Below are 15,139 nucleotides of genomic sequence, written 5' to 3' on the forward strand. Positions count from 1 at the left end.
CAGCCGGCCGGCGGGGGACCGCCGGCCGGTCGTCCGTCACGCCGAGGTCAGCGCGTCCCGGCCCGTGCCCTGGACCGGCAGCCGGATCCCGGCGTCCGGCATCGCCTCGCCGAGCAGCAGGGTCCGTACGACCCGCTCGGCGGCCTTGCCGTCCTCGAACTCGCAGAACCGGGACCGGAACTCGGCCCGCAGCCGCGCCGACTCCTCGTCCCGCCAGGACCCGGAGGCGAACAGCCGCGCCAGCTCCCGGTAGGAGCCGGTGACATGGCCCGGCGGCTCGGCGGTGACGTCGAAATACGTGCCCCGGCTCGCGGTGTACGCCGGATGGTCGTCGGCGTGCACGACGATCGGCCGGTCCAGGTTGGCGTAGTCGAACATCACGGACGAGTAGTCCGTGACCAGCACGTCCGCCGCGAGCAGCACCTCCTCGAGATGCGGTTCGTCGGTCGCGTCGACCACGATGCCGCGCCGCGCCAGCTCGGACAGGCCCATGCCGCGCGCGGGGCCGCTCGCCAGCGAGGGATGCAGCCGGACCACGAGGGTGTGGCCCGCGCCGAGGTCGGCCGCGAACCGGGCCAGGTCGAACCGGTCGGCGTGCCCGCTGCGGCAGTAGTCCCGGCGGGTCGGCGCGTACAGCACGACCGTGCGGTCGTCGGGGATGCCGTGCCGCCGCCGGAAGTCGCCGGTGCCGCCGTTCACCAGGACGTCGTTGCGGGGGCTGCCGGTGCGCACCGAGGTGAAGTGGCAGGGGTAGGCCCGCTCCCAGACCAGCTCCGAGTGGCGGTTGGCGACCAGGCTGTAGTCCCAGCGGTCGGCCCGGCGCAGCATCTGCGGCACGTCGAAGCCGAGCCGGGCGCCGGGCTTGTCCAGCAGGTCGGCACCCAGGTACTTGAGCGGAGTGCCCTGGTGGGTGTGGATGTACACGCTGCCGGGCCGCTTGGCCAGCGCGCCGGGCCAGTTGACGTCGTTGACGAAGAACTTGGCCCGCGCGGTGACCTCCAGATAGCGCCGGGAGCCCACGACGACGTGCTCCACGTCGGGCGGCAGCCGCTCGGCGGTCTCCGCGTCCCGCACCACCCACACCCCGCGCAGCTGCGGGGCGATCTCCCGCGCCTTGCGGTGGACGGCCGCCGGGTCGCCCAGCACCCCCCGGTGCGAGGACGCCGAGTACACCACGAGGTTCTCGTCCAGCGGGCGGTGCGCGTGCAGCGCTGCCCAGCCGCTGCGGGCCCGGGCGGACGCCGCCCGGCGTGCCAGGTCCGCCCGCCGGGCCGCCTCCCGCCCGGCCCGCGCCGCCTGCCGCCTGACCCGGTACGCCGTCCAGGAACCCTCCAGCAGGGCCAGCTCCCCGTCCACCCGGGCGCCCGCGGGCCGGTGCTCGCGGAACATCCGTACCGTGCGCCGGAAGAACTCCGCCCTGTCGGCGGACGGCAGCCGGTCGGGCTTCGCCAGGATGTCCAGGCAGTGCTCACCCATCTTGCGGTGCAGGTACGGCAGCCAGACCGCCAGCTCGGGGCGCCGCTCCACGAAGGCGAAGACCCGCTCGTACTGGTCGTGGATGTCGAAGTGCTTGCGGCTGGTGGTGGACAGGATGTTGCCCTGCCGGCGCTGCCGGTAGTTCAGGCAGATCCGGTCCAGGGTGGCGATCCGTCCCGCACTGAGCATGACCGGGAAGGTCCAGGGGGTGTCCTCGTAGTAGCCGGGCGGGAACGCGAAGCCGTTCTCCTCGACGAACTCCCGCCGGTACACCTTGTTCCAGACCACCATCAGCAGATCGAGGATCTGCGGGTACTCCGAGACGCCGAAGGTGCCCGGGCCGGCCTCGCCGAGCAGGTGCGCGAGCACGTTGCGCCGGGTGCCGCCCCACCAGTACGTGCGCGCGTAGTCGAAGACCAGCACGTCGGGGTCCCGCGCCTCCGCAAGCCGGTCGGCGACGGCCCGCAGCGCGCCCGGGGTGAGGGTGTCGTCGCTGTCGAGGAAGAAGAGGTAGTCGCCCGTGGCCAGGGGCATGCCCGCGTTGCGGGCCCGGCCGAGGCCCACGTTCTCCGGCAGGTGCAGCACCCGCACGCGCGGGTCCCGTCCGGCGTACTCGTCGAGGATGGCGCCGCAGCCGTCCGGGGAGCGGTCGTCGACGGCGATCAGCTCGAAGTCGTCGAAGGACTGCGTCAGCACCGAGTCCAGGCACTCGCGCAGGAAGCCCTGCACCTTGAAGCAGGGCACGATCACACTGAAGCGGGGCACGGCGGATCAGCTCCTCACGAGGGTCGCGGCGGCGGGGGCGGGGACGCGCTCCGCGAGCGGGATCACGGGCGGCAGCGCCTCCGGCGGCTCCCCGAGCAGCACCCGCCGTACGACGCGCTCGGCGGCGCGCCCGTCGTCGAACTCGCAGAACCGTTCCCGGAACGCGGCCCGCAGCGCGGCGGCCTGCGGGCCCGCGTACGAGCCGTCGCGGAAGACGGCGGCCAGTTCCCCGGGGGTGCGCACGACCAGGCCGGGCGGCGCGGCCGGCAGGTCGAAGTAGACGCCCCGGATCTCCCGGTAGACGTCCCAGTCGTCGGCGTACACCACGATCGGCCGGTCCAGGTTGGCGTAGTCGAACATGATCGACGAGTAGTCCGTGACCAGCGCGTCCGCGGCCAGGCACACGTCCTCGGCGGAGCGGTGCGCGGTCACGTCGATGATCCGGCCGGAGCCCTGGGAGCGGCCCCGGTCGTAGAAGTAGTGGGCGCGCAGCAGCACGACGACGTCCTCCCCGGCCGCCTCGCAGAACGCCTCCAGGTCCAGGCCCGGCTCGAAGCCGGTGTGGTGGTCGCGGTGGGTGGGCGCGTACAGCACGGCCCTGCGGCCCTCCGGCACTCCCAGTTCGCGGCGGACGCGGACGACGTCCTCGGCGGTCGCCGTGCAGTAGACGTCGTTGCGCGGATAGCCGTACTCCAGATGCTCGTACGAACCGGGGAAGGCGCGCTCCCACATCTGGGTGGAGTGGCGGTTGGACGACAGGTTGAAGTCCCAGCGGTCCACCCGGCCCAGCAGCCTGGTGAAGCTGCCGGACCGCGCGGCCACCACCGGGTACGTCGACTGGTCCACGCCCATCGTCTTCAGCGGGGTGCCGTGCTGGGTCTGCAGGTGCACGCTGCCGGGCCGCTTGACCACGCCCTCGGCGAAGTTGGCGTTGTTGACGAAGTAGGTGGCGCGGGCGAGCACCTCCCAGTAGCGGCGGGAGCCGATCACCGCGTACTCGACGTCCCCGGGCATCGCATGGGCCTGGTCGGCCTCGACCAGGAACACCGAGCGGATGTGCGGGGCCAGTTCGCGCGCCTTGGCGTGGATCGCGGCCGGGTTGCACGCGTAGCCGCGGCCCCAGTAGGCGCAGTACACCGCGAGTTGCGGGTCGAGCGGGCGGCGCAGGTCGCGGGCGTAGCGCAGCCGGGTGCGCAGCATGGGGGGGCGCGGCAGGCTCTCGGCCGAGCGCGCCGCCACCTGGTTGACCCCGCGCAGGGCGCGGAAGGCGGTGTACGCGCCCGTCGCCAGCAAGCGGTGCTGCACGCCCACGCTGCCGCCCGGCGCCCGGTAGCCGCCGGGCCGGTGCCGCCGGTAGAGCCGGCCGGCCCGGCGGAAGAACGCCCGGTGCCCGCGGAGCAGCCGGTCGGGCCGGGACGCCGTCTTGAGCACCACGGCGAACAGCTGCTCGAACAGCGGTCCGGTCCGCTCGGCGGACAGGCCGCACCCGGCCGCCCGGGACAGCACGAGGTCCACCTGGTCGAGCAGCGCGTGCTGGTGCGGTCCGGGCAGATTGAGCCGGCTGCCCTGCCGGCGCATCCGGTGCCGTACGACGACCCGGCGCAGGACCGCGATCCGCTCGGCGGCGAGCGTGGTCAGCCCGCCCCAGCCGAGGTCGGTGAAGTGGCTGTCCGGAAAGGTCAGTCCGTGGGCCGTGAGGAAGTCGCGGCGGTAGACGGCGCTCCACGCCGGGAGCTGCACGCCGGTCAGTCCGGGCAGGTCGGCGGGGGCGAACGGACCCCCGGGCGCCTTGGCGAGCACCGGCGCGGCCGGGTTCGTCGGCTCGCCTTCCCACCAGGGGGTGCGCTCGTGCTCCGCGTAGAGCACGTCCACGTCGCCGGTCTCGGTCAGGCGGGCGTCCAGCGCCGCGAGCGCGCCCGGCAGCAGCAGGTCGTCACCGTCCAGGAACAGCAGATGGGCCCCGGTCGCCGCCCGCATCCCGGCGTTGCGCGCCCCGCTCAGGCCGGCGGAGGGCGGCGAGTGGACCGGGGTCACCCGGGAGTCCCGCCCCGCGTACCCGGCGGCCACCTCGGCGGCCGGGGCGTCGGGGGCGTCGCAGACAGGGATCAGCTGCCAGTCGCCGAAGGACTGGCCGAGGACGGAGTCCAGCGCCTGGGACAGCCGGCCGGCGACCCCGTGGGACGGGACGATGATGCTGAAGCGGGGCATTCTGTTCTTTCTGTCGTCTTGCGGGCGCGGCCGGGCCGTCCCGCCGGACGCCAGGTGGACGGCCGGCTCGGGGTGGGCCGCGTCGAGCCCAGGGGCATGGGAACTCCCGGAAAGAACAACGGTGTTCAGCGGCTGTCGGTGACGGGGCGCGGGCCGGAAGGTTGCGGCACGGTGGCCGGCGGGGTACGCGAAAGCGCCACCGACGCCGCCGACGGCACCGGCCTGCGGTCGGCGGGCGGCACGAACTGCGGCAGCCCCTCCGTCTCACCCAGCACCACACGCCGTACGACCCGCTCGGCGGCGTGTCCGTCGTCGTACGGGCAGAACCGCTCCCGGAACACCGCCCGCAGCCGCGCCGAGCGCGAACCGCGCCAGTGGCCGCCGACGAAGATGTCGATCAGTTCGTCCTCGCCGCGCGCCACCGGGCCGGGCGGCGAGGCGCACAGGTCGAAGTAGGTGCCGCGGGAGGCCTCGTACGCCTCCCGGTCCCCGGTGTGCACGACGATCGGCCGGTCCAGCACCGCGTAGTCGAACATGAGCGACGAATAGTCCGTGACCAGCGCGTCCGAGGCCAGGCACAGGGCCTCCACGCTCGGGTGGTCACCGACGTCGATGATCCGGGGTCCCGCCCCGAGGGAGCCGCCGTGCGCCGGGTGGGGGCGCGCCAGGATCACGAAGCGCGGACCCAGACGGCGCGCGATCCGCTCCAGGTCCAGCAGCGGGCGCTGGGTGCGCACGTGGTCGCGGTACGTGGGTGCGTACAGGATCGCGACCGTGCCCTCGGGCAGACCGAGCGACTCGCGCTCCCGGGCCACGTCCGCCGGTGTCGCCCGCTGGAGGACGTCGTTGCGCGGGCAGCCGTACTCCAGGGTGGTGTAGCCGCCGGGGAAGACCCGCTCCCAGGTGAGCGTGGAGTGCCGGTTGCCGGACAGGACGAAGTCCCACCGGTCGACGTCCCGCAGCAGCTCCCCGAAATCGGTGTCCCGGGCGGCGGCCGGGCGCTCCTGCAGGTCGAGGCCCATGTGCTTGAGCGGGGTGCCCCGCTGGGTCTGGACGAAGACCTGGCCGGGGCGCTTGCGCAGCCCGCGGCCGAATCCGGCGTCGTTCACCAGGTACTTGGAGCGGGCCAGCGCGCTGAAGTAGGCCGCCGTGCCGGGGCGCAGCCGGCGCGGGCCCGGGGGCAGCGGGTGCCGCCACTCGGGGCGGGCCACCCAGGCGGTGCGCACGTGCGGGGCGTGCGTGCGGAACGCCTCCTCCAGGGCCCCCGGATCGCAGCGCCCCCAGGCGGCGGCGAACACGGCCCGGTCATCGCGCAGCGGCAGTCGCAGCTGCACCCGGTAGTGCAGCCGCAGCGCGCCCGAGCGCAGGGCGCGGACCAGCTTCACGCCCGACTTCCGCGCGCGCCGGCGGCCGGCCGACACCAGCCGGAGCATCCGGAAGGTGCGGTGCAGACCGTGGCGGACCAGGGTGTGCCGCAGCCGGAGCCCGGCCCCCGGCACCCGGTGGCGGCGGCAGTGGGCGCGGGCCCGGCGCAGGAAGGCGCCGTGGCTGCCGCGCGGCAGCCGGCCCCGGCGGGTGAACACCACGGCGTAGTGGTCGATCATGCGGCGGAACAGCTCCGGCCGCCACCGCGCCAGTTCGGGCCGCTGGGCCACGTAGGCGAACACCCGGTCGTACTGCTCGAAGAGGTCGAAGTGCCGGGCGCTGGTGGTGCCGAGGATGCTGCCCTGCCGGCGCTGCCGGTAGTGGACGCACACCCGGTCCAGGGTCGCGATCGACCCCGCGGTCATCAGCACCGGGAAGGTCCAGGGGGTGTCCTCGTAGTAGCCCGGCGGGAAGGCGAAGCCGTGCTCCTCGACGAACTCGCGCCGGTACGCCTTGTTCCACGCCACCATCAGCACCCTGAGCAGCCCCGGCCGGTCCGCCAGCCGGAACGGCGCCGGGCCCCGTTCGGTGAGCGGGGCCGTGAGCTGGTTGCGTACCGTCCGCCCGTCCCAGTAGGTGCGCGCGTAGTCGTAGACCAGGACGTCCGGCTCACCGGTCTCCTCGATCCGGTCGGCGACGGCCCGCAGCGCGTCCGGGGTGAGGGTGTCGTCGCCGTCCAGGAAGACCAGGTAGTCGCCGCTCGCCTCCGCCATGCCCGCGTTCCGGGCGGGGCCGAGCCCCTGGTTCTCGGCGAGGTGCAGGGGCTTCACACGCGGGTCCCGGGCCGCGAACTCGTCGATGATCGCGCCGCAGGCGTCGGGCGAGCGGTCGTCCACGGCGATCAGTTCGAGATCGCCGTACGACTGCGAGAGCACCGAGTCCAGGCACGGGGACAGATACGCCTGAACCTTGTACGCGGGGACGATGACACTGAACCTGGGCAAGGGACATCCATGGGTGGCTCGGCGCGGGCGTTCTGCCCGGCAACGGCCGACGGAGTGACTTGGTTACGGCCCCGTACGGCATGTGGGGGACACCCGGTGAACGCGACGGGGCGGGCCGGTGACGGCCCGCCCCGCACGATGCTTCCCTTCCCGGTCACTTGACCGCGCCGGCCATCACCCCCGACACGAACTGCCGCTGGAACGCGAAGAACACCACCAGCGGGATCACCATCGAGATGAACGCGCCCGGCGCCAGCACGTCGATGTTGTTGCCGAACTGCCGTACCTGCGTCTGCAGGGCGACCGTGATCGGCTGCGATCCGGACTTGGTGAACACCAGCGCCACCAGCATGTCGTTCCACACCCACAGGAACTGGAAGATGCCGAGGCTCGCGATCGCGGGGCCGCCGAGCGGCATCACCACCCGCGCGAACAGGCGCAGTTCACCGGCGCCGTCCAGACGGGCCGCCTCCAGCAGCTCGCGCGGGATCTCCGCGAAGAAGTTCCGCAGCAGGAACACCGCGAACGGCAGACCGAAGCCGACGTGGAACAGCACCACCCCGAGGATCGTCCCGAACAGCCCTATGCTGCCGAACAGTTCGGCGATCGGGATCAGCGCCACCTGCACCGGCACCACCAGCAGGCTGACCACGCCCAGGAACCACCAGTCCCGGCCCGGGAACTCCATCCACGCGAACGCGTACCCGGCCAGCGAGCCGATCACGACGACCAGGATCGTGGCCGGCACCGTGATCAGCACGGTGTTCAGCAGCGAGTTCGTGATGTCGCCGTTCTCCAGCAGCTTCTGGTAGCTGTCGAAGGTCAGCTGGGAGGGCTGGGAGAACACCTTCCACCAGCCGCTCGCGCTCATCTCGTCCGGCGCGCGCAGGGAGGAGATGAGCAGGCCGATGGTCGGCACCAGCCAGAACAGGCCCACGAGGAGCAGGAAGACGCGGACCAGCCCGCCGCTCAGCCGCTCGGCGATCCTCGCACCGAGCGACTGCCGGCCCCTCACCGCCGTGTCCGCGGGTGCCGTCGGTCCGACGCTCTTGGCGGCGGTCGTCATCGCCGTACCTCCCGCCTCAGCCTGCGAATGTTGAACAGCATCACCGGGATCACCAGCAGCAGCAGGAACACCGCGATCGCGCTCGCGACACCGGGCCGGCCCTCCGCGAACCCCTTGCGGTACAGCTCCAGGGCCAGCACGTTCGCGTCGTCCTGGGAGGAGCCCGGCGCGATGATGTAGACGAGGTCGAACACCTTGAGCACGTTGATCATCAACGTGACGGCGACGACCGCGAGGACCGGCGCGAGCAGCGGCACGGTGATCCGGCGGAACACCTGCCACTCACCGGCCCCGTCCACGCGCGCGGCCTCCAGCAGTTCCCGGGGCACTCCCGCGAGCCCGGCCGCGATCAGCACCATCGCGAAGCCCGCCCACATCCACACGTACGACCCGATGATCGCCGGGGTCACCAGCGCCGGGCCGAGCCAGTCGACGCCGTTGTACGGCTCCTTGAAGTTGCCGGCCGGAAGCCTCAGACGGGCGCCGTCGGCCTTCGCGGGCAGCGTGAAGGTGCCGTCGCCGGCCGCCTCGGCGGTGGCCACGACCTTCCCGTCCTTCACCGCCTCGATCCGCATCCCGGCATAGCCCACCTCGGACGGGTCCGGGGTGCCCAGCCGCCCGACGCCCTTGCCGCGCGTGAAGTCCTGCCAGGTGGTCCCGGTGATCTTCCCCGGCTCCGCCACGGCCGCCACGGCCTTCTTCGCGCCGTCGGGCAGCCGGTCGGGGGCGACACCGACCAGCGGGAGCCTGACCGTCTGACCGGTGTGCACCGTGGCCCTGGTGACGAAGCCTCCCCGGTCCGCCTCCAGCGGCGACTCACGCCCAGGATGCGCCTTCGGGAACGCCGACGACGGGGCGAAGGTGTCGTGCACCCCGACCCACACGGCGTTGGCGACCCCCTTGTCCGGGTCCTGGTCGTACACCAGCCGGAAGATGATGCCGGCCGCCAGCATCGAGATCGCCATCGGCATGAAGACGACCAGCTTGAACGCCGTTCCCCAGCGCACCCGTTCGGTCAGCACCGCGAAGACCAGGCCGAGTGCGGTGGAGACCGTCGGCGCGAACACCACCCAGATGATGTTGTTCTTCAGCGCGGTGCGAATGCCGTCGTCGGTGAACAGGGCCTTGTAGTTGTCGAGTCCGGCGAAGCCGTCGCCCCGGGCGTTGTAGAAGCTGCGGACGAGCGAGTACCCGATCGGGTAGACCACGAGCGCGCCGAGCAGCACCAGGGCGGGCAGCAGGAAGAGGGCTGCCACCGTCCTGCGGGTACCGGTCACGCTCTTGCGGCTCTTGGGTGCGGCGGGGCCCGGTGGGGCCCCGGCCGCCGCTGCCGACGCCATCGCCGGGTCAGCTCCCGTTCCCGTAGGCCGCCGCCGCGTCCTTCTCCAGCTTCGCCTGGGCGCCCGCCACGTCCTTCGGGTTCTTCAGGAAGTCCTGCAGGTCCTTCCACTCACCCTTGCCCGGGGTGCCGCCGAAGGCCTGCGGGGCCTGGTCGGACATGTCGAAGCGGAAGTCGTCCCCGGAGGCGACCAGCGCCTTGGCGATCGTCCGCTGCACCGCGTTCGGGTAGGCCGAGTCCGGCACGTTCTTGTTCGGCGAGAGGTAGCCGCCCAGCTTCGCCTGGATGGTCGCCGCGTCCGGGGAGGCCAGGAAGGTGGCCAGCGCCTGTGCCGCCTTGGAGTCCTTCAGGATCACGGCCGCGTCACCACCGGAGACCACCGGCGCGGACGAGCCCACCGCCGGGAACGGGAACACCTTCGCGTCCGTGCCCACCTTGGCCTTGGTGTCGCCGATGTTGACCTGCGCGAAGTCGCCCTCGTAGACCATCGCCGCCTTCGGCTGGTCGCCGCCGGTGAAGGTCTGCGTGACGGAGGCCGGGAACTCCGTCTGCAGTGCGCCGTCCGCGCCGCCCGCCACGAAGTCCTTCTTGCCCCAGATCTGGGCGAGTGTGGTCAGGGCCTGCTTCACCGAGGGGTCGGTCCACTTGATCTTGTGCTGGGCGAGCTGGTCGTACTTCTCCGGACCGGCCTGCGACAGATAGACGTTCTCGAACCAGTCCGTCAGCGTCCAGCCGTCCGCGCCGCCGACCGAGAACGGCGTGACACCGGAGTCGTACACCGCCTGCGCGGCGGTCAGCAGCTCCGGCCAGGTCTTCGGCACCTTGGCGCCCGCGCCCTCGAAGGCCTGGACGTTGTACCAGATCAGCGACTTGTTGGCCGCCTTGTAGTAGACGCCGTACTGCTTGCCGTCGACCTGGCCGATTCGCTGCCAGCCCTGCGAGTAGTTCTTCCGCAGTTCCGTGAGCGCCTCCGCGCCGAGGGGCTTGGCCCATTTCTTGTCCACGGCCTGCTTGATCGCGCCCGGCTGGGGGAGCAGCGCGACGTCCGGCGGCTGCCCGCCCGCGATCTTGGAACCGAGGAAGTTGATGATCGGGTCCTGGGCGGGCACGAACGTCACCTTCGCGCCGGTGCGCTTCTCGAACTCCGCCAGCACCTTCTTGAAATTGGCCTGTTCGGTGCCGGTCCACACGGCGGCGACCTCCAGGCGCGCGCCGTCCAGTTTCGGCAGGGTGAGGGTGGAGCCGGTGGCGGTGCCGCCGCTGTCCGCGCCGTTGTCCTTCTTGTCGCCGCCGCTGGAGCAGGCGGTGAGCGCGAGGGCCCCCGCGAGCAGCGCGCCGAGCGTGGTGACGGCCCTTCGGGTGCGGATGGTGCTGCTTTCGCTGTGCATCACTTCCCCGTTCGTCGTTCTCCGTTGAACGTCGCTGGACATTGTGGAACGCCAGAGTCGAACGTCTGAAATCTGTCCCGTGCGGTCCGGTCTACGCCGGGCCGCACGCGGGCGGCAAGAGCGCCTGCGCCGTCGGGCCGTTGATCGTGACCGGCTCGTGATCGTAGAAGTATGCGTGCCGTCGCGGACCGCGCCCTGTCCGGCTCTTCCCCTCCGCCGCGCGACGCCGCGCACGCACTGTCGCCGCACTGCCCCCGGAGCCGCGTCCGCCCCGGACGAGGGCCCGGGGCGGCACGCCGAGAGCAGTCACCTCACGCCGCGCGGCCGCGACGCGGACGGCCGGGCAGACCACCAGGTCCTGTCTGACAATTCGCGTCGTGGCCCGGAGGGCGGCCGCGCGGCGTCAGGTGCGTGCTCTCGGCGTGCCGGCCCCAGGCGCTCGTACTGGACGTACTCGGGTCGGGGGCCGGTGCGGCGAGAGTGCGTGCAGGGCGTCGCGCGGCAGACGCGCATTGTCAGACAGACCACTAGAGCAGCGAGGGCACCTCCGCCGCCGAGACCTCCCGGGCCGCGCGCTCCACCGCGCTCGCCAGCAGGGCCAGGTCGGTCGGGCCGTTGCCCAGCTCCCGCACGGGCCGGCGGGCCGGCGGGTCGCCCATGCGCTGCCACTCCAGCGGGACGACCGTGGGCCGCTGGGTCGCGGTACGCGGGATGCGGCCCGTGACCCGGCCGGCCTGGAAGTCGGTGATCCGCCCGTCCGCGCACGCCAGCCGTCCGCGGCCGGGAGCCGGTTCCTCCGGTCCCGGCTCGGGGGTGGCCAGTGTGACCCGCAGGGCGGCCCGGCGCGCCGGTTCCGTCTGCGCCGTACGTCCGCCCGCGCCGGCCGCCGCCACCAGGTGCACCCCGAGCCGCTCGCCCTCCCGGGCCACCGCCTCCAGGGCCCGCAGCACCGACCCGGCGGCGGGCCGGCCCGGCGACCCGAGCGGCGGGGAGACCAGCGCGTCCAGGTCGTCGACGACGACCACGAGCCGGGGCAGCGGCGGCGCGGCCTCGGCCCGCCGGCGTGCCGCGCCGCCCGGCCGCAGCCGCAGGGTGGAGCTGGGCGGCGTCTCTATGTCCCCGGTGGCGGCCGTGCGCTGCGCGACGATCCGCCCCGACACCCCATGCCCGGCATGCCAGGCGGCGAAGTCCGAACGGCCGAGCAGCTCGGCCCGCCGCTTCAGCTCGGCACTCAGCGACTGCGCGAACTCCCGCATCCGCACCGGGTCGTTGGCGGCGAGATGCGTGGTCACGTGCGGTATTTCGGTACAGACCCGCAGGCCCTCGTCGCCCGCGGTGGCCGTGCCGACCCCGTCCCGGCCGTCGATCAGCACCACGCCCAGCCGGTCCGGCCGCTCGGCGGCGGCCAGCGAGGCGACCACGGCCCGCAGCAGTTCGGTACGACCGCTGCCGGCCGGGCCCTCGATCAGCAGATGCGGACCGTCGGCGACCAGGTCGGCGGTCAGCGGGCCGCGCGGACCGGCACCGAGCACCGCCCGGGCCCGGCCGCCCAGTGCCTCGGCGTCGTCCGCCGCGTCCGCCCAGCGCGCCATCAGCGACGCCGGGGTGGCCCGGGCCAGCCCCAACTCGTCCAGCAGCCGCGCCGATCGCGGCAGCGGTGTGGCCACGCGCGCGTGCCGCTCGCCGACGGGGCCGTCCGGACGCAGGGGCGCCAGCGCCCGCGCGAACCGCTCCGCCCAGGCGGCGGACACGGCGTCCACGGCGGCCGCCGTGCCGGGGCCCACGGGACCGCTCGGCGCCACGCGCAGCAGATGCACGGCGGCGGCGACGTCCCCGCTGAGCAGGGCCACGGCACCGCAGTGCCGGAACGTCGGCGTCACCTCGCACGCGGCCTCGTACGTCCGCGCCACGGGGGAAGCGGCCGAGGCGGGCTCGGTCTCGGCGAGACACACCACATGGATCCCGGCCCGCGGTCCGGCCACGGCCAGCCGGGCCACAGCCTCCTGTAGAGCGGCTCCGCCGGGGTCCCCGTCCACGACGACGACGGTGAACGGCCCCGCGAACCCGCCACCGACGCTCCCGGCGTCGTCCCTCGCCCACGAGGGCCGGCGCCCCGGCACGGCCCCGGTCGCGGAACCGGCGTCACCGTGAGCGACGCCGGGAGTGTGGCCGACGGGGGTGCCGGGAGTGTGGCCGGCGGGGGTGCCGGGAGTGTGGCCGGCGGGGGTGCCGGGAGTGTGGCCGGCGGTGGTGTCAGCGGTGTGGCCGGGGGTGGTGCCAGGGGTGTGGCCGGGGGTGGTGCCGGCGGTCGTGCCGGGGACGGGGACGCCGGGAGGCGTCGCCGAGCCGCCCGTGGCGTCCGGTGCCGTCGACGGGCCGGGGATGCGGTCGGCCGGGGCGGGACGCGCCGCGCTTCTGCCCGCCGTCGCGTGGTCGTCGATCCGGCGCAGCAGTTCCTGGGTGCGGGCCGCCGCCTGTTCGCGGTCGTAGGCGAGCAGCAGGCGGCAGGCCTGGCCGTGGGCCGGCCGGACGTGCGGCAGCCAGCCAAGCCAGGACCACTCGGCCGTGCGCTCCTCCACCGGACGCGCGCGGTCCGCGCTGATCAGCACGATCTCCAGCAGATCCGGGGAGTGCAGCGCGGCGAGCTGGGCCAGCACCGCACGGGCCAGGCCGGACAGCCGGGGGCGCGGACCGGCCAGGCCCAGTGCACCGGCCTCGCGCAGCGCCGCCGTCACGGGCACGGCGGGCAGCAGGCCCGCGCCGCCCGGCGCACTCCGGTCGGCCGTGCCGAGCCGCACGGTCAGCGCCTCCGGGTGGCCGGGCCCCCGCTCCCACAGCCGGGGCCCGGGACCCAGCGCCGTCAGCAGCAGCGCCGCCGGATCCGGCCAGGTCTCCGGTTGCTGAGGGGAACGGGACGCCGGTGCCTCGGCGGTGCGCACGGCCGCGTCGTCGTACGCCTCCCGGCCGGGCGGCTGCTCCCCCCGTCCCCCGGCCAGCCGTCGCGCCCACGCACCGAGCCCCCGCCGCCGCGCACCCTGCGGGCCACCATCACCGGCGAGGGGTCGCCCCTCCCGCCCGTCGGCCTGGGTGACGTGCGCCGGGTACGCGCCACCGTGGTCCTGGGCGGGCTGCGCCGTGTACGTGCCACGGTCGGCCTGGGTGTCGTGCGCGGGGTACGCGCCACGGTCGGCCTGAGCGTCCCGTGTCGGGTACGCGCCCGCCGGGTAGGCGTCGCCGTCCGTCCCGCCGCCCTGGGCCGGGTAGGCGCCGTCGCCCGCCCGTCCGTCCTGAGCCCGGAAGACCTCGCCGTCCGCCCGGGTGTGTGCCGACCTGCCCTCGTAGGGGTCGCCGGGCGACCGGCCCGGGCCGCCGATCCCGAGGCGCCCCGCATGCGTGTCCCCGTCAGAGGCCGCGCCGCTCACCCGCCGGCCCCGGTCCCGGTTCCCGGAGGCCGCGCCGCCCGCCCCCCGGCCCCCGCCGCGCTGCTCGATGCTCGGGGGCGCCGCCTGGCCCGGTACCACCGGCTGGCCCAGGGGGTCGCCCGGGCGGATCCCCCTGCCACCGGCGGAGGTGTCCCGGTCGTGGACGGGATGCGCCGATCCGGAGGAACCGTGGGCGCCGAGGGGCGCGGCGGGCCGTACGCGTGCGTGAGCGGCCGGATCGCGCCGCGGACCGGTGTCGGCGCCGGACCCGGCCGGAGCCCCGGCCGGCGTGTCCGCACCCGCGGTCCCGGCCGGCGCACCCGCCCCCGGAGTCCCGCCGGCCAGGGAGACCCGTACGCAGCCCTCCCCGTCGGCCACCGTCCGCACCCGCGCCCCCGGTCCCCCGGACGGCGTCACGCGCAGGGCTGACTCGCCGATCCTCAGCAGCGCCCCCGCGGGGAACGGCACCGGCCGGTCGGCCACCCGCGTGCCGTCGAGGACCGTTCCGTTCGTCGAGTCCAGGTCGGCCACGCCGACGCGGCCGTCGGCGGCGACCGTGACCGCGCAGTGCAGACGGGAGACGTCGGGGTCGTCCAGCGGGACGTCGGCCTCGGCGGAGCGGCCCACGGTGATGCGGCCGCCGTGCAGCAGATGGACCCCGCCCGCGTCCGGACCGGCGACCACGTGCAGCTGGGTCGGCGCGTCGTCCAGCTCGGGGTGCGGCTCGGCGGCCGCCGGGGCACCGAGGGACAGCACGGCGCCGTCGACCAGCGGAGGCTCGCCGAGGGTGCAGCGGCGAGGATCCAGGCGGTCGGTGCCGGCGTACAGGACCACGGGGGAGCCGCCGGTGTCGCGGCCCGCACCGCCCTCCCCGGCGACCGCCCCGGCCAGTGCCGACGCGACCGCGGCCAGGTCCGTCCCCGTGGGCGCCGTGACCAGGACGTCGCGGCTCGCGGCGCGACCCCGCCCCGCGGGCGGGCCCAGCGGGTCTACGACGGTCAGCCGGATCTGCATCGGCGTCAGCGGTCCCTTCTGCGCGGGTCTGCGCGGGCGCGGACTTCCCCCCACCCCACACGAGCACGTCGGCCAGTACTGGGAGGCATCCT

General features: G+C 74.4%; 7 protein-coding genes. All 7 read right to left on the minus strand.

The window, feature by feature from the left end; translation table 11 throughout:
• Nucleotides 1–36: 36 nt before the first annotated feature.
• Nucleotides 37–2,241, minus strand: a complete 2,205-nt coding sequence (locus ABVB68_RS19605) for a bifunctional glycosyltransferase/CDP-glycerol:glycerophosphate glycerophosphotransferase (protein ID WP_353602360.1) — start codon at nucleotides 2,239–2,241, stop codon at nucleotides 37–39.
• Between the two features lie 6 nt (nucleotides 2,242–2,247).
• Entirely contained in the window at nucleotides 2,248–4,449 is a 2,202-nt protein-coding gene (locus ABVB68_RS19610) for a bifunctional glycosyltransferase/CDP-glycerol:glycerophosphate glycerophosphotransferase (protein WP_353602361.1), read from the minus strand.
• A 125-nt stretch (nucleotides 4,450–4,574) separates the two neighbouring features.
• Nucleotides 4,575–6,818: a bifunctional glycosyltransferase/CDP-glycerol:glycerophosphate glycerophosphotransferase gene (locus tag ABVB68_RS19615; protein WP_353602362.1), complete on the minus strand. Its 2,244-nt coding sequence runs from the start codon at nucleotides 6,816–6,818 to the stop codon at nucleotides 4,575–4,577.
• Between the two features lie 154 nt (nucleotides 6,819–6,972).
• Nucleotides 6,973–7,884, minus strand: a complete 912-nt coding sequence (locus ABVB68_RS19620; protein ID WP_353602363.1) for a carbohydrate ABC transporter permease — start codon at nucleotides 7,882–7,884, stop codon at nucleotides 6,973–6,975.
• Complete coding sequence (locus ABVB68_RS19625) at nucleotides 7,881–9,224, minus strand: carbohydrate ABC transporter permease (protein ID WP_353602364.1); 1,344 nt, start codon at nucleotides 9,222–9,224, stop codon at nucleotides 7,881–7,883. Before ABVB68_RS19625 ends, ABVB68_RS19620 begins: the two co-directional genes overlap by 4 nt.
• Before the next feature lie 7 nt (nucleotides 9,225–9,231).
• Nucleotides 9,232–10,611: an ABC transporter substrate-binding protein gene (locus tag ABVB68_RS19630; RefSeq protein ID WP_353602365.1), complete on the minus strand. Its 1,380-nt coding sequence runs from the start codon at nucleotides 10,609–10,611 to the stop codon at nucleotides 9,232–9,234.
• 527 nt (nucleotides 10,612–11,138) lie between these two features.
• Complete coding sequence (locus ABVB68_RS19635; protein ID WP_353602366.1) at nucleotides 11,139–15,047, minus strand: FHA domain-containing protein; 3,909 nt, start codon at nucleotides 15,045–15,047, stop codon at nucleotides 11,139–11,141.
• Between the last annotated feature and the right edge of the window lie 92 nt (nucleotides 15,048–15,139).

It is taken from the genome of Streptomyces sp. NPDC096012 (assembly GCF_040426375.1).
Classification (GTDB): domain Bacteria; phylum Actinomycetota; class Actinomycetes; order Streptomycetales; family Streptomycetaceae; genus Streptomyces.

Bases quoted from the DNA above. Each gene is read 5' to 3' on its own strand.
- ABVB68_RS19630 (WP_353602365.1), bottom strand. From the start codon at position 10,611: ATGCACAGCGAAAGCAGCACCATCCGCACCCGAAGGGCCGTCACCACG.
- ABVB68_RS19620 (WP_353602363.1), bottom strand. From the start codon at position 7,884: ATGACGACCGCCGCCAAGAGCGTCGGACCGACGGCACCCGCGGACACG.
- ABVB68_RS19625 (WP_353602364.1), bottom strand. From the start codon at position 9,224: ATGGCGTCGGCAGCGGCGGCCGGGGCCCCACCGGGCCCCGCCGCACCC.
- ABVB68_RS19610 (WP_353602361.1), bottom strand. From the start codon at position 4,449: ATGCCCCGCTTCAGCATCATCGTCCCGTCCCACGGGGTCGCCGGCCGG.
- ABVB68_RS19635 (WP_353602366.1), bottom strand. From the start codon at position 15,047: ATGCAGATCCGGCTGACCGTCGTAGACCCGCTGGGCCCGCCCGCGGGG.